The 17,552-nt window shown below is 63.1% G+C and carries 14 protein-coding genes, 1 tRNA gene and 1 pseudogene; 5 read left to right on the top strand and 11 right to left on the bottom strand.

Annotation, left to right across the window (positions count from 1 at the left end):
- Positions 1 to 54 precede the first annotated feature (54 nt).
- The 3 genes from EP30_RS07425 to EP30_RS07435 all read right to left on the bottom strand — a co-directional run bounded on the left by EP30_RS07425 (position 55) and on the right by EP30_RS07435 (position 4,639).
- The gene (locus tag EP30_RS07425; RefSeq protein WP_094663183.1) at positions 55 to 819 is read right to left on the bottom strand and encodes an aspartate kinase; all 765 of its coding nucleotides are present in this window, start codon (positions 817 to 819) and stop codon (positions 55 to 57) included.
- A 255-nt stretch (positions 820 to 1,074) separates the two neighbouring features.
- Positions 1,075 to 1,677 carry a recombination mediator RecR gene (gene recR, locus EP30_RS07430; protein ID WP_140557498.1) on the bottom strand — a complete coding sequence of 201 codons (603 nt, stop codon included), beginning with the start codon at positions 1,675 to 1,677 and terminating at the stop codon, positions 1,075 to 1,077.
- A 94-nt stretch (positions 1,678 to 1,771) separates the two neighbouring features.
- The gene (locus tag EP30_RS07435; protein WP_140557438.1) at positions 1,772 to 4,639 is read right to left on the bottom strand and encodes a DNA polymerase III subunit gamma and tau; all 2,868 of its coding nucleotides are present in this window, start codon (positions 4,637 to 4,639) and stop codon (positions 1,772 to 1,774) included.
- A gap of 297 nt (positions 4,640 to 4,936) precedes the next feature.
- Here EP30_RS07435 and EP30_RS07440 point away from each other — a divergent pair, with 297 nt between their 5' ends.
- Entirely contained in the window at positions 4,937 to 5,815 is an 879-nt protein-coding gene (locus EP30_RS07440) for a formate/nitrite transporter family protein (RefSeq protein ID WP_140557440.1), read from the top strand.
- 88 nt (positions 5,816 to 5,903) lie between these two features.
- On the opposite strand, the gene EP30_RS07445 is transcribed toward EP30_RS07440, so the two are convergent.
- From EP30_RS07445 to EP30_RS07475, 7 genes are all read right to left on the bottom strand, one after another.
- Positions 5,904 to 6,389: an Rv3654c family TadE-like protein gene (locus EP30_RS07445; protein ID WP_140557443.1), complete on the bottom strand. Its 486-nt coding sequence runs from the start codon at positions 6,387 to 6,389 to the stop codon at positions 5,904 to 5,906.
- Positions 6,382 to 6,747, bottom strand: coding sequence for a TadE family type IV pilus minor pilin (locus tag EP30_RS07450; protein ID WP_140557445.1), 366 nt, complete (start codon positions 6,745 to 6,747; stop codon positions 6,382 to 6,384). The genes EP30_RS07445 and EP30_RS07450 overlap by 8 nt, the downstream gene beginning before the upstream one ends.
- A gap of 70 nt (positions 6,748 to 6,817) precedes the next feature.
- Positions 6,818 to 7,102, bottom strand: coding sequence for a DUF4244 domain-containing protein (locus EP30_RS07455; RefSeq protein WP_140557447.1), 285 nt, complete (start codon positions 7,100 to 7,102; stop codon positions 6,818 to 6,820).
- Positions 7,103 to 7,300: 198 nt separating this feature from the next.
- Positions 7,301 to 7,903 (bottom strand): pilus assembly protein, encoded by a 603-nt coding sequence (locus EP30_RS07460; protein ID WP_140557464.1) that lies wholly within the window; start codon positions 7,901 to 7,903, stop codon positions 7,301 to 7,303.
- Positions 7,900 to 8,604 (bottom strand): type II secretion system F family protein, encoded by a 705-nt coding sequence (locus EP30_RS07465; protein ID WP_140557466.1) that lies wholly within the window; start codon positions 8,602 to 8,604, stop codon positions 7,900 to 7,902. The genes EP30_RS07460 and EP30_RS07465 overlap by 4 nt, the downstream gene beginning before the upstream one ends.
- Positions 8,605 to 8,609: 5 nt before the next feature.
- Positions 8,610 to 9,764, bottom strand: coding sequence for a CpaF family protein (locus EP30_RS07470; RefSeq protein WP_375137745.1), 1,155 nt, complete (start codon positions 9,762 to 9,764; stop codon positions 8,610 to 8,612).
- A 40-nt stretch (positions 9,765 to 9,804) separates the two neighbouring features.
- A complete protein-coding gene (locus EP30_RS07475) occupies positions 9,805 to 10,923 on the bottom strand; it encodes a hypothetical protein (protein WP_181160841.1) in 1,119 nt (372 codons plus the stop codon).
- Between the two features lie 926 nt (positions 10,924 to 11,849).
- Here EP30_RS07475 and EP30_RS07480 point away from each other — a divergent pair.
- From EP30_RS07480 to EP30_RS07495, 4 genes and pseudogenes are all read left to right on the top strand, one after another.
- Entirely contained in the window at positions 11,850 to 13,493 is a 1,644-nt protein-coding gene (locus EP30_RS07480; protein WP_258185424.1) for a dolichyl-phosphate-mannose--protein mannosyltransferase, read from the top strand.
- Between the two features lie 48 nt (positions 13,494 to 13,541).
- Positions 13,542 to 14,270 (top strand): annotated as a pseudogene (locus EP30_RS07485) (NUDIX domain-containing protein); the annotation flags it as partial.
- A 698-nt stretch (positions 14,271 to 14,968) separates the two neighbouring features.
- Entirely contained in the window at positions 14,969 to 15,721 is a 753-nt protein-coding gene (locus EP30_RS07490) for a DedA family protein (protein WP_094663163.1), read from the top strand.
- Between the two features lie 258 nt (positions 15,722 to 15,979).
- Positions 15,980 to 16,052: transfer RNA gene (locus EP30_RS07495), tRNA-Ala, on the top strand.
- 250 nt (positions 16,053 to 16,302) lie between these two features.
- Here the strand turns inward: EP30_RS07495 and EP30_RS07500 are convergent.
- The gene (locus EP30_RS07500) at positions 16,303 to 17,331 is read right to left on the bottom strand and encodes a LacI family DNA-binding transcriptional regulator (RefSeq protein ID WP_140557472.1); all 1,029 of its coding nucleotides are present in this window, start codon (positions 17,329 to 17,331) and stop codon (positions 16,303 to 16,305) included.
- Positions 17,332 to 17,552: the final 221 nt, after the last annotated feature.

Consider the following 17,552-nt stretch of genomic DNA (forward strand, 5'->3'; position numbering starts at 1 on the left):
CGGGGATCGTCCTACGGCAATTCCCGTCGCAAGTAGCGCGCGATTACCGCGCGATTACAGCAGGTTCGGGATGCTGCGCGGGTCCACGCCGTCGGGCAGCACGAGCGTGCCCGGACGATGCGAGAAGGAGCTGCGCACATGCAGAGGCATGTTGAAGCGCTCGGCGTATTCCACGCAGCGCAGCGCCAGCACCTTGGAACCGCAGGCGGCCATCTCGAGGATCGCCTCGTAGGAGATCGCGGGGATGCGACGGGCGGTGGGCACGATGCGCGGATCGGCGGTGAAGATGCCGTCCACGTCGGTGTAGATCTCGCACACGTCGGCCTCAAGCGCCACGGCCAGCGCCACGGCGGAGGTGTCGGAACCGCCACGGCCGAGCGTGGTGGCGTCGCCCTTGGCGTTGATGCCCTGGAAACCAGCCACGATGGCTACATCGCCCTGCGACAGCACTTCGGCCACGCGCTTCGGCTTTACGGCACGAATATGCGCGGCACCATAGCGGGCATCGGTGAGGAAACCGGCCTGCTGACCGGTGAACGAGTGCGCACGGGCACCCTGTGCGTGGATCGCCATGGCGAGCAGGCTCATGGAGATGCGCTCGCCGGCGGTCATGAGCATGTCCATCTCGCGTTCCGGCGGCTGGGAGTCGATATCAAGTGCCTGATCGATCAGATCGTCGGTGGTGTCGCCCATTGCGGAGACGACGACCGCCACGTCATTGCCCTTCTTCTTGGTGTCGATGATGCGCTTGGCCACGCGCTTAATCGAATCGGTGTCAGCCACCGACGAGCCACCGTATTTCTGAACGATAAGTGCCACTTCAGTCCAATCTCGTTATTGCCGTCGTGTTCCCGCCGACGTGCTGCCTGTCGCGGGAATCATGTTTCGGTCGCTTGGTGCACAAGTAGTCACACAGTGTACGCAAACGGCAAGATTATAAGGACTTGAATGTTCCGAAATCATACCGTCGCCAACATTTGGACATCCGATAGTCGTCAATCGTTCTACGGACGATCGCGGACGGTGTCGGCGACGTTTTGCAAGCCGTATCCGACGCGGTTGGGTTGCGGGCAGTCAGGCCTCACGGCGGCCGGCGAGGGCACGGCCCAGAGTGATCTCGTCGGCGTATTCGAGATCGCTGCCGACGGGCAGACCGCTGGCCAGACGCGTCACCTTGACCTCGAGCGGTCCGAGCAGACGGGAGATGTACGTGGTGGTGGCCTCGCCCTCGATGTTCGGGTTGAGCGCCATGATCACCTCGTGCACCTCGCCGGTGCCGAGTCGCTGCAGCAGCTGGGGAATCCTCAGGTCGGCGGGTCCCACGTTGGCCATGGGGTTGATCGCGCCGCCGAGCACGTGGTAGAGGCCGCGGAATTCGCGTGTGCGCTCGATGCTCATCACGTCCTTGGGCTCCTGCACCACGCAGATGATGCTGCGGTCGCGGCGCGGGTCCTCGCAGATCGGACAGGGACTGGTCTCGCAGACGTTGCCGCAGATCTCGCAGAACCGCACCCGGGCCTTCACCTCGGTGATGGCGTCGGCGAGCTCGCGCGCCTCCTGCTCGTCAGCGCCCAGTATGTAGAAGGCGATGCGCTGCGCGCCCTTCGGTCCGATGCCGGGCAGTCTCGAGAACGCGTCGATCAGATTCTGGATCGCCCCGTCATACGCCAATGCCATCATCCGCTCCTTGTTGTCGCTGTGTCGTTGTCGTCACTGTGTCTGGTTCGCCACGGTGTCTGGTGTCGGTATCTGGTGTCCCTGCGTCTCGTCGTCACTCCTCGTCGGATGCCGCCTTGCGCTTGGCCACGATGTTGCGCGGATTGTTCGGATCGTCGGGAGCAAGCGTCTCCACGCTCTTGACGTCGAAGAACCGTTTGAGATCATCGAGATTCATCGCATTGTGCACGGTGAGCGACTCGTCGGACATGGAGTATTCGTCCTCGTCCGGATCGACCTGCGGCACCGGCTGCGTATTCGGGACCGGACCGGACACGCCATTGGGCTGCATACTGCCAGATGGTGCGCCTCCGAACGGCGTGCCGACGGACTGGGTCTGCGATTGGACTCCGAATCCTCCCGCGGCCTGTTGATCGAAACGCGCATTCGGATTGAAGTGGCGTTCGGTCTGCGACGACGGCTGCGACGCAGGGCTTGACTGCGTTGGCTGCGACGGCTGTGCTGACTGCATCGGTTGCGTTGACTGTGTTGGCTGGGCCGATACAACCGACTGGGCCGACGGAGACGATTGCGCGGTGACCGACTGTGCAGTGCCCGACGGTACGGTCTGGGCCGGCTGAGCCGCGGGCCCCCACGGATCCTCACCGTCGGACAGGTCCGGCACCGCCACATGCTTGGTGTGGTGTTCGGTCAGCGGTTTATGCGGCTGCTGCGACAGATCCTGATATCCGCCATTCGCCTGTCCACCGGCCGGCGCGGCCCACGGATCATCGTCCACCGACGAATCGGATGCGGCGGGAGCCGGGGACGCCCACGGATCATCACCCCATGCGCCGTCGTTTGCCGCGGCACTATTCGGTGCCGCACCGTTCGACGCAACACCGTTCGACACTGATTCGTCCACGACAGCACCGTTCACGGCACTGTCCGTTACTCCACCAACCGTATCGACCGATGTATGGCCGACGTCCGCAGACGTCGACGGCACACCCCAACCATCCGGCTCGGCGTCAGCACCCGGACCGGCGACATGCGCGCCGCTTCGGTGAACGTCGGTATCGGCGTCGTGCACGGCCGACTGGCCGTCAGCGGCATCGTTATGCGCGCGGGACGACGGCTGAGCACCGACTCCCGCCATCGTGCCTCCAAGACTGGCCTGCAGCAGCTTGGCTTTCACCTGCTGCTGCTCGCTCGGCGGCAGCTGGCTGAACGGCGGCGCCATTTGGCCGTCCGCCATCTTCTTGGTGGGCGCAAGCTGAACGTCGTCGCCGAACATGCGATGCGTCGCCTCACGCAGAATATCGACCACCTTGTTGCGCCCGTTCACACTCTCCGATGTGACGGCGAGCGCGAAGGCGTACTTGTTGATGGCCTTGTCGAATTTGATCCACAGGCACATCCTGCCGGTCTTATTCGGCCTGAGGGTGATGCGTGGCACGCGATCGCGGGTTACGTACCTGCGGACGTCGTCGGGCAGTTCGGCCAGCAGAGCGTCCCACTTCTCATCGGGCGTACGCGTGTCGGGCGTATGGGCATCGGCCGCGTGCGTTTCCGCATCGGCGACAGGCGAGGATGCGGGAGCGGATGCCGTCGTGGACGGAACATGTGCGGAAGCGGTGGGAAGCGGTTCGCCGGATGCCGATGCGGAAGGCATGGCAGCGGATGGCGCCGCAGTGGGGGTCGCAGACGTCGAACCGGCGGGAGCTGCCGCACGCTGATTGCGCTTGGCTCCCGCGAAGCCGCCGCCCCGAACGCCGGTTCCGGCATTGCTGCCGGCGGGTGCTGCGGTGGACTGTGCGGTTCCAGCGGCCGCGGAAGCGGGAGCCGCACCGCCTGCAACGGCGTTCGGCACGATCGTGGTCGGCGGCACCAGCAGTTTGGCGGCCAAGAGTTCCAAACGCATACGCGGCGATGTGGAACCACTCATCGTTCCCAACGTGTCGTTGATCACGTCGGCGATCTGCGTCAGCCGCGCAAGACCCAACGCGGACGCCTGACGACGCATATCATCATGGTCCTCAGCCTCGGCATCATCACTCAGCACCGATTCGGCACGGTCGCCGGCGATCGTCAGCACCAGCAGATCACGGACACGGGCAAGCAGATCCTCCACGAATCGACGGGGATCGAACCCGCCCACGATCACCTTCTGGATCACGGAATACAACTGCTCGCCATTGCGGTCGATCACCGCGTCGATCGCCTCGGCAATCAACGTGTCCGGGGTGAAACCAAGCAATGCGACCGCGGAATCGTAGGCGATCACGCCGTCGGCCGCGCCAACCATAAGCTGATCAAGCACGGACAGCGTGTCACGCATCGAACCACCGCCGGCACGCATGGCGAGCTTGAGCACGCCCGGCTCCGGCTTGATATGCTCCTTGCCGCAGATGTCATCCAGGTACGGGCCCATGATCTCGGGCGGCACCAGACGGAACGGGTAATGATGGGTGCGGGAGCGGATGGTGCCGATCACCTTCTCCGGCTCGGTGGTCGCGAAGATGAACAGGACGTGCTCCGGGGGCTCCTCCACAATCTTGAGCAACGCGTTGAAACCCTGCGGCGTGACCATATGCGCCTCGTCGAGGATGAAGATCTTGTACCGATCGCGGGCCGGAGCGAAGCCGGCGCGTTCACGCAGCTCTCGGGCGTCCTCCACACCATTGTGGGAGGCGGCGTCGATCTCCACCACGTCGATCGAACCGGGGCCGCCGGTCGCCAGATCACGGCACGACTCGCATTCACCACACGGATGCGACGTCGGGCCCTGCTCGCAGTTCACGCAACGGGCGAGGATGCGCGCGGAGCTGGTCTTGCCGCAACCGCGCGGGCCGGAGAACAGGTACGCATGGGTGAGCTTGCCTTCGTCAAGGGCACGGGAGAGGGGGATGGTGACCTGGTCCTGACCCACAATGCCGTCGAAGGTGTCGGGCCTATACCGCCGATACAATGCCAAAGCCATAATCCACATCCAATCCCAAATCGCCAAAACCAACAACCGAAAACGCCGTCACCATACTATGCGAACTGCACGATGGCGGCGGATTCGCCATCGTCGCGCGCGGCTCGAAGATGAATCCAGGCCCGCGATCGTTGGCACGTCCGCCGATACGGCTCTCCGACTCGTTGCAAATAATGGGAACAACGTCGCGGCCCGTCAACGCTTTGGGCGAATATGGTGAGCGGCAAACGACGCCCGGCCGGAGTCGGCGACGACACGGCAGACGCATTCACATGATTCCTAGAGAAGGGAACCCTCATGCCGAACAACGGCAATCCGGCAACGAACGCCGGCAACACCCAACCTTCCATCCTCACACCGATCGTCAACGTGAACGCCCTCACCCCCGCCGAAACCGAAGAGGCCGTGGAAAAGGCAGGCGTGGCCAAAACCCAGCTCACCGGCGGCAAGGCGTTCGTCTCCGCCATGTTCGCCGGCGCGTTCATCGGCTTCGGCGCGCTGTTCTTCCTCATCGTCACCAGCGACCCCGCCATGACCTGGGGACCGAAACGCTTCGTCGGCGGTCTCGCCTTCTGCATGGGCCTGGTGCTCGTGCTCTGCTGCGGCGCCGAACTGTTCACCGGCAACTCGCTGATGGCATCCGACCTGGCCGCACACAAGATCTCCTGGCCGGCCATGCTGAAGAACTGGGTGATCGTCTGGTTCGGCAATCTCGCCGGCGCGCTGGTGCTCGTCACGCTGATCGCGCTCGCCGGAACGATGGGGCTCAACGATGGCGCGGTGGGTGACACCGCCGTGGCGACCGCCGCATCAAAGATCACCCCCGACTGGTTCACGCTGTTCTTCCGCGGCATCCTGTGCAACATCCTCGTGTGCCTGGCCGTGCGCATCGGCTTCTCCGCACGCTCCGTGGGTGACAAGGTGCTCGGCATCCTGCTGCCGATCGCCGGCTTCGTCGCCATGGGCTTTGAGCACTGTGTGGCCAACATGTTCTTCCTTCCGATCGGTCTGGTATCCAAGATGTTCGGATTCGGCGCACAGGCGGCCGGTGCGGACGCGGTGAGCGTGCAGGGCATTCTGTACAACCTGTCCGCGGCCACGCTGGGCAACATCGTGGGTGGCGCGATCTTTGCGGCGTTGGCCTACTGGTTCGTCAACGCCAAGAAGAACGCCTGAGCCGACGCCAGCGGTTCCAACAACTGACTCCGGGTAAACGGCAGCCAGCTTTGCGCAACCGGCAACGAACCGGCTCCCGGCTCCTCGACTAGGGATCCGCAGCGACGCAATCCCTGGGACCGGCGCGGGACGCGGCGCGAATGTCACCGACGAACGGAACACGGGACTTCACCCGAACCGTCACGGTCACATCCTCGCCGGCGATCTCGCACCGGTCCAGAACCGCCGCATTCGCCTTCGCCAGCTGTTTCGCCACCGCGCACGGGGTTCCAACGGATTCATACAACGACGTCGCACCGGCCAACGCGGCGGAATCGGCGGCCGTACCGGCCACGGCCTTGCAATGCAGTACGTTGCCGAGCGCCAACACCGCCGTCAGTAGCACACCGACCATCAGTACCAGTCCGACACCCATCATCGTTCCCGATCCTTCATCGTCACGGGACATCCACTCGGGTTCCCACGTCGTCCGCGTTCCCCGTATCGTTCGCGTTCCACCGGAAGTCCACGTTCCCCGCGACGCCCATTCACGATTATCCCGTTCCGTTCCCATTCCCATCGCGCGTTCACCCATATCGCAGCCCCACCGCCTCGCCCTCCACCGCCACCGGCAGCACACCGAGCGGACCGGGGCCCACCGGACATCGTGCGATCACGGTGATCTGATCCCGCTGCTCGGTAATACGCACCGTTGCGCGGGGTCCTGCTATGCGGGCGACCACATCGGACGGGTTCGCATCCCCGTCTGAAGCGATCACCATCTCTCTGGCGACCACCCGGGCGGCCTCCTGACAGTTCATCGATACCATCACCGCCCGGGCCGATGACAGCAGCAGCAATGCCACCGCCATCACCGTTGGGAGAACCACGGCGAACTCCGCGGTGACCGTTCCCCGATCGTCACGTATCAGCGCATGCCGTAAACCGTCCATCAGGTCTCGTATTCGTCCATGTCTGCGTGACGTGCAGCGACGTCTCCTCGTGTTCGCCATGATGCTCCGATCAGCCGCCGACGCTCAGCGCCCGTTCGACCAGGCCGTTCAGCAGGCCTTCCACGGTGCCTGATTTGAGAATCACGACGAGCAGTCCGGCGAAACCGGTGGCGGCGATCATCACCACCGCGTATTCGGCGGTGGCCAGACCGGATTCGGGCTGTTCGGTGACGGTACGAAGTCGGCCACGCGCGTCAAGCAGACAGATCTGCTCATTCACGCGTTGGGCCATGGTTTTCATGCAGTTGGCGATGCCCGTCGCGACCGGCGGCGAGACATCCGACATCGTGTCCATAATGATTCCTTTCCGTTGATAGGTGGACATGATTGATTGGCTGATTGATTCAGGTAGCTCCGGAGCTGTTCCCAGTCTGCGTGATCGGTTACGGTCAGTCCACGGTTTTCGTCCGATGTGGTCGAATGCACCCCCCTGCCGGATCGGCAGCCTAGCCCGTAACGGCATCCGGACCCACAACATCCAACCCATGACCGCCTAGCCCGTGGCGAAGGAGACGATGGACGGCACCACGCCGATCAGGATGAAGGCCGGCAGAAAGCACAATCCCATGGGCACCAGCACCCTGACCGACATCTTCGCCGCCGCCTCCTCGATCCGACGCCGCTCATCACGATCGATCTGCTCGATCGTCGTCTCGATGCGCAGCAGCGGCGAGATGCCATGCTTCCACGACGGCTCCAACGCCGAACGGATCACCGCGAGCGCGGCAGCATCAGGACCATCCGGATCGGCCACGCCCCACGCGTTATCCCAGTCCGCACCACGATTCAGCGCCCGCGCCACCAGAATCATCTCACTGCCCAGATCATGCGCGTCCGACCCGTCATCGTCACGCTCACGACCACCGCCTCCGCCGCCCGCGCACACACCGCCGATCACATCCAACGCCCGCGGAATCGACGCACCCTGGCGTACGGCCACGGCGATCATCTCCAGCACCAACGCGGTCGCCGGCCGTGAACGTCGTTCATTCCCGCCCTCGCCGACAAGCGGCGACCATCGTACGCTTGCCACGCACACGTATGCGGTCACCGTCACGACGACGGACGCGGCGAACGCCCAGAGTTCCGCCGTCATGACAGGTCCCGTTCCCGCGCGGGTTTTCGCACGGTTCCTCGCACGTCCTTCCGGGAAGCGGCGCCATGTCCGCGCAACGGTTCGGCCAACGCGTCGATCCACAGCAATCCGATTCCGTAACACGTCAGCCCGCCGAGCAGGCACGCCCACCCGTAGGGCGATCCGAACAGGAACGTGAGCGGACTCGCACCCATGATTTCACCCAGCACCACCGTAACGACCGGCAGCACGGCAAGCAGTTTCATCGTGGATTCCGGCATGGCCAACGCCTGTGATCGCGCCGCCTCCATCAGGCATTCGCGACGGTATGCGGCCGACACCGCGGACAGGCATCGCGCGGTCTCGCATCCCAACAGTTCGCTTACGCGGCACGCCATGGTCACATCCACCGCCACCTGCCACGCACGATCCGATGTCTCATCATCGCCGCGTTTGGCGTCGAACACCTCCATCGCACGATCCACGGTGATCGTCGGCGACGGATACGATCGTCCGGCCAGTTCCTCGAACGACTCCACCACCGTTCCGCCGTTGCGCACAAACGCCGTGATCGACGACAGTACGGCCACGATGCCGATGCGGGACGACGGACGCGCCGGCGACGGACTCAGCCCGGAGAGCCGTTCCGCCCGATCCGCTCCCGCAGCGCATGCCATCCATGTCACAACGCCGATCATCACGCCGGCGATCACGGGCATCATGATGATCACCCCTCCCTGCGGGGAGGCAATGCGGGGGCCAGTCGTGCACGCCCCGACCGTACGGGTTCCGAACGCCCACGGTTCGATCGCCCGGAACGCGACAGGATGGGTTCCGACCGTGCACCGGGCACCTGCCATCGTGCAACGAACTCGTCCCACAGCGGCCGATGACAGATCGGCGGATCCCTGCCGTCCCACTCGCAGATCGGGCGTCCGACTAGGCTGCCGTCATCCGCCGCCCGCAGACAGCCGATCTGCGCGATTCTGCGCACGCCATGCTCACGTTCCAGATGAATCACCACGTCGAACGCCCCTTCGGCAAGCATCGCCAACGCCACAGGACTCAGCCCCGCCAGCAATCCCAACGTGGACAGTCGAGCCGGCACACGACTCACCCCATCCGCATGCACCGTGGCCATGCCGCCATGATGTCCGGAATTCAACGCCCGCAGCAGATCGGCGATCTCCTCGCCACGGCACTCCCCCAGCACCACACGATCCGGACGCATACGCAACGTCGCCTTCACCAGATCAGGCAGCCCGATCGCCCCCTGCCCCTCCACATTCGCCTCACGCGCCACCAGCGACACATGGTTGCCGTGACGCAGCCCGCCAAGCTCACGAATCTCCTCCACGCTCACGATGCGTTCACGCTCATCGCACTCGGCCAGCAACGCCTTGAGCAGCGTGGTCTTGCCCGTACCCGTGCCACCGGAGATCAACACCGTGGCCCGACCGGCCACCAACGCCTGCAGCAACGGCAGCCACTGCATAGGAAACAAACCGGACTGGGCCAACGAATCCAGACACGCCAACGTACGATCGGGGAAACGGATCGACAACGCGGCCCCCTGCGCCACCAACGGCTCGATCACCGCATGAATACGGACGCCATCCACCGTGGCCGCGTCCGCGATCGGATGCGAATCATCAAGCCGATGCCCCAACTGCGCGCACAGCTGAACCGCATACTCCCGTACGATGCGAGGGGAACGAAACCCCACCGACAGCACACGCTCCTCCATACCCGCACCGCAATCCGCCCACACACGACCGTCGCAGGTCACCGCCACATCAGTGACACCCTCCTCCTCGGCGAGCTCACCCAACGGGCCGAACATCAGGCGCTCGCCGGAGGACGTGACCGCGTAGGCGGACATGGAGGACATGTCGTTCCCGTATTCGCTGTTCCCGTATTCGTCATTCATTGCGGCACTCCATCTCCAACCGATCGCAGAGCGTATTCAACGACCGCCGATACCGTCGGGGAACCGCGGGAATGCCGGTGCCGGACAGCACCGATCGGCTGATCGACCGGTCATGCGTGAAGATGGCGACCAGTGGTGAGCCGAGATATCCTTCGGCCTCATCGAGGGTCACCACTCCGGACCGTGGTGCAGCGGCTGGTTTGATCCCGACGAGCAGCGTGGTGGTGCTGGCAAGGCTGACGATTCCGCCGGGACCGCCATGACGGCCACCGGACCGGGCCCGGGCGCCTGCTGAGCCGCCGCGCGCGCCTCCGCCCCCACCCCCGCCGTGGCGGCCACCACCATGTCGCCCGCCGCCACCCTGGCTTTCCTTCAACCGCATCAGCAGTCCGCGAGCGCGGGCCAACCCCAGCACGCTAAGTTCGACCACCACCACGCGCACGCGGGCTTGCATGCGTAGCGTATGCTCCGAATCCGCGTGGCCGCCATCAACCAGCACGAGTTCGCACGCCTCCGACAGCGCCCGCATGGCGGCATCCACCTCCCACCAGTCCGGCGCGCCGTCGTTCCAGGGGTCTGCGGCGAGCACGACGGTCTCCTCCCATTCGGGCAGTTCATGCATCAGCGAGCGCGGTTCGATCCTCCCCAGCGGGGCGCTGACGGAGCTCCACCGCATGCCCGGTTCCGTTTCGATGCCGAGCGTGACGTCCATGCCGCCGGCGGTGAAGTCGGCGTCGACCAGTGCGCAGGTGCGATTGCGCATGGTGAGGTGCCATGCGCAGAGTGCGGTGAGTACGGTTGATCCCACACCGCCGCTGGAGGAAAGAAACATGATGACGCCGTTGCCCGCACCACCACCGGCGGCGGCGAACGACGACAGTGCACCGCGCCCGGGTCTGACGGTGGGATCGCGATGACGGGAACGGGCGCGCGAACCGGACCGGACGAGTTCCTGCGACGTGGATGCGGGCGGGGATTGGGATTGTGGCTGAGATTGTGGCTGGGACTGCGCGTAAGGCTGGGGCTGGAGTTGTACCTGTGCCAGTGATTGTTGCTGGGACTGCGGCTGGTAAGACTGGGACTGCAACTGCGGCTGCATCAGCTGCGGCATGTGATACGCCGGCGCAGCCTGTTGATATGGACGAGGTGCCGACTGCTGTACCTGCATGGCTTGGTCGGGTGCGACGAGTTGATTCGCCGACGATGGCGAAGCAACGGAACCACGTTGTGACACAGTATGCGGCGTAGTGTGTGGCATGGTGTAGAACCGTTCGGGCTGCGGCATGGGAATATACCGTGCGTCGTCGGGCAGCGGCACCGATCCCGATTCCTCATAGGCCACGCGAGGGGCCGGATACACGACCGCGGACGACGGTTCGCGTGCGGGTGGACTGAAATTTGCGGGAGGTCTTACGCTGGTCATGTCATTGGTCATAGTCATGATTCGACCCAACCAGCCGATCGTGGTCCGCCGCAAGGATCATCAGGCATTGTGGTCGAATGGAGCCCCCGCAGACCACCACAAAAAAATCGGACTTTTTTCCTGATTTTGGCTTGTGTACGCGGAACCATGGGGCATAATAGATGTACAAGCAAAACAGAACAGCGGAGCCCACAAATTGAAAGGCCGCGTATGGTCAATGAAGTTGGGCGGATTATTAAGACTTACCGCTACGACGATGATGTTGTGTAGAGATTCCGCAACTGTGGAGCTTGTACATAGAACCGGTCCCCGCATGGGGGCCGGTTTTTGTTTGCCTGAATATCCTTGAATATCATTGTCGATTCCGTCATTCGCCGATCATCGGCAACCTTCATCGAACACCGTTCGCCGTTCGACGCCCAGTACGGCACTGGGCTACCCTTGGAATCATGGGTTCGAAGCTTCGCACACGACGCATCAGGGGAAGTCATGGCGCACACATACGACGTGACGCGGTACCGCCGCGCATGTCCGAGCGTGTGCGAACGCTTGCCGGCGTAATCGACCCGCGTACCACGTCCGAGCGGATCGCCGGCTGGGTCTGGCCCATCCTCATGGCATTGTTCGGTGGACTGCTGCGATTCATCCGACTCGGGCAACCGCAGGCCGTGGTCTTCGACGAAACCTACTACGTCAAGGACGCGTGGGCCATGCTCAAGACGGGTGAGCCACGCGACTGGCCCGTCACCATCGGCGGCATCAAGATCGACGAGCTCTTCGCCAGCGGTCGGAATCTCACCGACTGGCTGCCCGTCGCCGAGTACGTAGTGCATCCGCCGTTCGGCAAGTGGTGCATCGCTCTGGGACTGCAGCTGTTCGGCGGCGCGGGCAATCCGTTCGCATGGCGCGTATCCACTGCGGCGGTCGGCACGCTCGCCATCCTGATCCTCTGCCGCGTGGTCCTGCGGATCTTTCGTTCCCTGCCCATGGCGCTCATCGCCGGATTCCTCATGGCCATCGATGGCATGGGCATCACGCTCAGCCGCACCGGACTGCTCGACAACTTCATCATGGTGCTGGCGCTCGGCGCATTCTGCTGTCTGCTCGCCCACCGCGACTGGGCGGATCAGCGTCTCGCGGCAGCCTACCGGCGGCAATCACGCCAACGTCATGCCAAGTGGATACCCGTCGTCCCCTGGCGGACGCGGATGCAGAACGACAACGGATCAGGACGCGGCGGCAACGGAAATGCCAGCACCAACACCGGCACATCAGCCGAATCCGATTTCGATCCCGACGCCACGCAGGCCATGGCACCCATCCGATTCGTCCTCGACTCCACCGGACCGGTCATCGCATTCTCCTGGTGGCGTCTCGCCGCCGCGATTCTGCTCGGTCTCGCCACCGGAGTCAAATGGTCCGGCGCCTACTTCTTCGCTGTCTTCTGCCTGATCAGCGTGTTCTGGGATGCGTGGCTGCGGCATCAGCACGGTTTCCGCGCATGGTTCGTCACCGGATTGTGGAAGGACGGCATCCTCGCCGCGCTCTACATGATTCCCGTGTACATCGCCGCGTATCTGTCCACATGGATCGGCTGGTTCATCCACCCTGATTCGTACATGCATGACTGGGCTCGCACGAACCCCGGCAAGGGCATCACATGGCTGCCGGAGGATCTGCGATCGTTCGTCCAGTACCACGTTCAGATGTGGCAGTTCCACACCACGCTTGACGCGCCGCACGACTACAAGGCGAACCCGCTCACCTGGCCCATCCAGCAGCGTCCCACCAGCTTCTACTGGCGGGAGCTCGCCGACCATCCCGGACTCTGCGCGCTGCGACCGCAGGAAACCTGCGTGGCGGCGGTCACCTCGCTCGGCAATCCGCTCATCTGGTGGCTCGGCACGGTGTGCGTGGTGCTCGGCGTGATCGTGGCGGTGGTGGCCAAGGGCGGCGACTGGCGGATCTGGGCCGTGCTCGCCGGATTCCTTGGCGGATGGCTGCCGTGGGCGCAGTATCTGAATCGCACCACGTTCACGTTCTACGCCATCGTGATCCTGCCGTGGATCATTCTTGGATTCATCTACGTGGCCGACTGGCTGCACGAACTGTTCGACGCGTTCACATTCTGGTGGGTGATGGGCGGCGTTCTGGTGATCATCGCCGTCGTATCACTGTTCTTCTACCCGATCTGGACGGCCATTCCCGTTCCATATTCGTTCTGGCTGTCGCATATGTGGTTCGACAGTTGGATATGATCGGTGCCATATGATCGGTGCCTATCCCCACAAAGGAAGTAACGCAGCATGGGACTCGGCAATGTTTCGGAGCGGCGCAGTCAGCCGCCGCAGGTGGGCGTATCCGTCGTGATCTTGGCGCTTGGCACGGATGGCACGAATGAGGATGCGAACCGCAACCGTCTCTGGTTGCCGCTGGTCAGGCGTGTCCGTCAGCCGTTTCAGGGCATGTGGGCGCTGCCCGGCGGCAATCTGCGCGCCGACCGCACACTTGAGCAGGCGGCGTACGCGGCATTGGAGTCCACCACCGATCTGCATCCGCGGTATCTTGAGCAGCTGTACACCTTCGGGGGACCGGCACGATCACGTGGCGGATTGCCGATGGTTTCGATCGTGTACTGGGCGCTGGTGGGGCAGGCCGAGGCGCGCGCGTTCAAAACCGGGGATGTCAATGTGCAATGGTTCCCGGAAGACGGGCTGCCCGGGTTGGCATTCGATCATCGGGAGATCATCGACTACGCGCTGCAGAGGCTACGTACCAAGATCGAATACCCGTTGGTGGCCACGAGGCTTGTGGGCGAGGAGTTCACGCTTGCGCAATTGCATGGCGTGTACGAGGCGATTACCGGGGAAACGATCGATCTGGCGAATTTCCGGCGGAAGATGCTCGCATCCGGACAGCTTGAGGGCACTGGTCGGAAGCGGCGTGAAGGACGTCACCGGCCGGCGGCTACGTACCGGTATGTGCCGGAGGAGGATGGCGGCGACCGGCATGGGCAACGGGACCGCGGGAATGATCCCAATAGTCATGATCCCATCCGGAATGGGAGCGAAGGCGTTCATGGCAATGGGCCCGACGGCACCGGCATGGGCAACGAGACCGATAACAGAGCCACGCACTCCGACGGCACTGATCCGGGAACGGACACACAACCGGTGAGCCAACGGCCCGCCGCGGAGGACCCGCTTGCCGCGCTTATCCCATCGCGGCGATAACTCAGAGAATCGCTTCGTATTGTCGCGGTCACCCACATGTCGCAACGAAATGAGACAACCGCCGTGCGTTACGCGGGCCGGATTGTACGTAACGTGGGCCGTCTGTCGTTACGTGGGCCGCCCGGCCTATGTAACGCACACGCCAAAACCTTGAAATTGCAACGTTTTTTAAACTGCGTCACAAGAGCAACCCGGCCCACGTAACGGAACCCGGCCCACGTAACGCATGTCACGGCCTGTGTGACGCAACAGCCCGGCCCACGTAACACAACAACAGTTTTGCGGGACTTGTGCGCATAGGAAACGCCGCAAACCCCCGTCGTACCGCTGCTGCTAGGGTGTGGTAGTGGTTTTGCGGAGCCGCGGAAATACGCCGTCGGCATTCCGCCCGGGGAATCGTGGGGATACCCCACAACCACCGATACACCACCAATAGAGACACGAGCCGTGACGGCAGTCATGGCGTCATAGCGAGTAGAGCGGCAGGAAACAGCAACAGTATGGCTTTCGTCAATTTCATTCTTGAACTTCTGAAGGATCCCCGTGCGGCGATCGCCGCGTGGATCGCCATGGGCCCGGGAGTGGCCTGCGGATTCATCTTCCTCATCGTCTTCATCGAGACCGGTGTGGTGTTCTTCCCGTTCCTGCCCGGTGATTCCCTGCTGTTCGCCGCAGGCGTGTTCGCCGCCCCCGACGCCGTCACCGGCCAGTCCGCCCTGCCGCTTGGCATGTTGCTGCCTGTGGTGTGGTGCGCCCCGATCATCGGCGATCAGTGCAACTACTTCATCGGTCATTTCTTCGGCCGTCGCATCATCAAGTCCGGCAAGGTGAAGGCCATGACGCCCGAGCGCATCGCCAAGACCGAGGCCATGATCGACAAGTGGGGCCCGCTCGCCGTGTTCCTCGGTCGTTTCTTCCCCTTCATCCGTACGTTCATGCCGTTCATCTCCGGCATCTCCGGCATGCGCTGGAGCCGTTTCACCCCGTTCTCGGTGCTGGGCGGCCTGACCTGGTCGTCGCTGTTCACCTTCCTCGGCTACTTCTTCGGCAATATTCCGGCCGTGCAGAAGCACTTCGAACTGGTGATCGTGCTGATCCTGCTGGTGTCGCTGCTGCCGACCGTGATCGGTCTGCTCAAGGCCAAGTTCGGCAAGAAGAAGGCCGAACCGGCCGGCACCGCCACGACCGGCAACGCTGCCAAAACGATCGAAACCGCCGAGTTCAGCGATTCCACTCCGCATCACGCGGCGTGATATACGGCTGATCCGTACGATTGCGTTGAGTTTTCGCGTAGCGCGCGCGGATCGAATCATTGGGACCGGTCCGGGAAATCGAGTTTCCCCGGACCGGTCCTTTGCGTTACGGCATTGCGTTACGGCATTGCGTTGCCGGCCCCGTCAGCGCGCATCCACTATGCGAACGGTTTGTGAACGTGACACGATAATGAATTGCGCATTTCCGCGCGTCGTACTATATTAGGGCGAGTTGCTAGATATGGCGACGCAACCTTTGGGGCTATAGCTCAGTTGGTAGAGCGCTTCGTTCGCATCGAAGAGGTCGGGGGTTCGACTCCCCCTAGCTCCACGAAGGCCGTCCGAATTCCACCTCGGACGGCCTTTTTCATTTTCCGTGCGCCCGTTCCGTCGCATTTACGTTATGTCGAACACCTATCTCCAAGTTCTGCAGTGATTCGGACCCCTTGCGGACATCAATCTCCATGTTCTGAAGTCCCCGAAGCGGATATGCAAAGTATGCGCGTTGGAATTCCAACGATCGTGTTCGGCCTATAAGTCAATGGATGCCAGACCAGAACCCGGAGCGGGCGCGCGGACACTCACTGGCCGAGACGGCGAGTGGTGGCGCGCATGATCAGGGAGGTACGCAGCATGCTGTGGGGCTCGTGCAAGGTCTCGCCGTGCATGAGCGCGACGACCTTTTCCGCCGCCATACGGCCCATCATCACCGGATCCTGATGCAGCGTGGTCAGTTCGGCCATGGAGGAACGATCGTTGTCGTCGAAGCCGATGATCGCCAGATCCTCGGGCACGCGAATGCCCACACGACGCATGGCGTAGATCAGCGCGATCGCGAAGTCATCGGTCTCCACACAGATGGCCGTCGGCCGGTTCGGTCGTGAAATGATACGGTTCGCGGTCTCCGAAACGGCGTCCTGGAAACTCCGGAACTTACTGGAATCACGGCCTTCGAACAATGCAAGATCGTTCTCGTCATATCCCATCTGCCGCGCCGCGTCCATAAAGGCACCGGAACGCAGTTTGGCACTGAACAGGAAGTCGGGATTGTCGGGCATCTCCACGAATCCGATGCGTTCGTGGCCAAGTGAATGCAACAGTTGCACGGCCTGATGCATGGAGTCGGCGTCGTCCACACGCACGGTGGCGCTGTATCCGCCGATCGCACGTGCGTCGAGACCGACGGACGGAATGGTGAGATCCTCGAGGATGCCCACCTGCGTGTTGTCGAGCATGATAGACACGACGATCATGCCGTCAAGATTACGATTGCCGGGCAGTCGTTCGAAGAAGCGCTGCATGTTGGCCTGCGTACGCACGATCATCGGCACCAGATCGTAGCCGGCTTCGCTGAGCACCTCGTAGGCACCTTCGAGCGCAGCGGCGTTGAACCATGTGTTGAGCGTATCGGTGAACACCATGGTCACGCGCATGGTCTTGCCGCTGGCGAGCGACGACGCACTGCGCGACAGCGTGAAATGCAAGCGGTTGGCGACCTCCTGCACGTGGGCACGCGTCTTGGCGCTCACACGACCGGTGCCACGCAGCGCACGCGAAACCGTGGATTCGGAGACTCCGGCCTGTTCCGCCACTTCCTTGAGACTTGCCACGCCCCCACTCCTTTGCTTCCACTGCAATCGCGTGCCACATGACCGCTTATCCGAAATTCAAACGCTTGTACCGCTCGAAATATGTGAGCGGACCGTCACCAAGCATAGGCTTGCGCAAGCGATTTGCGCAAGTTGACGACAAAGCACGGCAGCATATCAACCTGACACGCAAGCCACCGTCCGCGTTCCCGCACAACGTCTGACGTCATATACGATGTCAC

Origin of the sequence: Bifidobacterium sp. UTCIF-39 (assembly GCF_006408715.1) — a bacterium.
GTDB lineage: Bacteria > Actinomycetota > Actinomycetes > Actinomycetales > Bifidobacteriaceae > Galliscardovia > Galliscardovia tissieri.

Coding starts and splice junctions, on each gene's coding strand:
- recR (WP_140557498.1), bottom strand. CDS start 1,677: ATGGCATTGGCGTATGACGGGGCGATCCAGAATCTGATCGACGCGTTC.
- EP30_RS07435 (WP_140557438.1), bottom strand. CDS start 4,639: ATGGCTTTGGCATTGTATCGGCGGTATAGGCCCGACACCTTCGACGGC.
- EP30_RS07440 (WP_140557440.1), top strand. CDS start 4,937: ATGCCGAACAACGGCAATCCGGCAACGAACGCCGGCAACACCCAACCT.
- EP30_RS07445 (WP_140557443.1), bottom strand. CDS start 6,389: ATGGGTGAACGCGCGATGGGAATGGGAACGGAACGGGATAATCGTGAA.
- EP30_RS07450 (WP_140557445.1), bottom strand. CDS start 6,747: ATGGACGGTTTACGGCATGCGCTGATACGTGACGATCGGGGAACGGTC.
- EP30_RS07455 (WP_140557447.1), bottom strand. CDS start 7,102: ATGGACACGATGTCGGATGTCTCGCCGCCGGTCGCGACGGGCATCGCC.
- EP30_RS07460 (WP_140557464.1), bottom strand. CDS start 7,903: ATGACGGCGGAACTCTGGGCGTTCGCCGCGTCCGTCGTCGTGACGGTG.
- EP30_RS07465 (WP_140557466.1), bottom strand. CDS start 8,604: ATGATGCCCGTGATCGCCGGCGTGATGATCGGCGTTGTGACATGGATG.
- EP30_RS07470 (WP_375137745.1), bottom strand. CDS start 9,764: ATGTCCGCCTACGCGGTCACGTCCTCCGGCGAGCGCCTGATGTTCGGC.
- EP30_RS07475 (WP_181160841.1), bottom strand. CDS start 10,923: ATGCCGCAGCTGATGCAGCCGCAGTTGCAGTCCCAGTCTTACCAGCCG.
- EP30_RS07480 (WP_258185424.1), top strand. CDS start 11,850: ATGGCATTGTTCGGTGGACTGCTGCGATTCATCCGACTCGGGCAACCG.
- EP30_RS07490 (WP_094663163.1), top strand. CDS start 14,969: ATGGCTTTCGTCAATTTCATTCTTGAACTTCTGAAGGATCCCCGTGCG.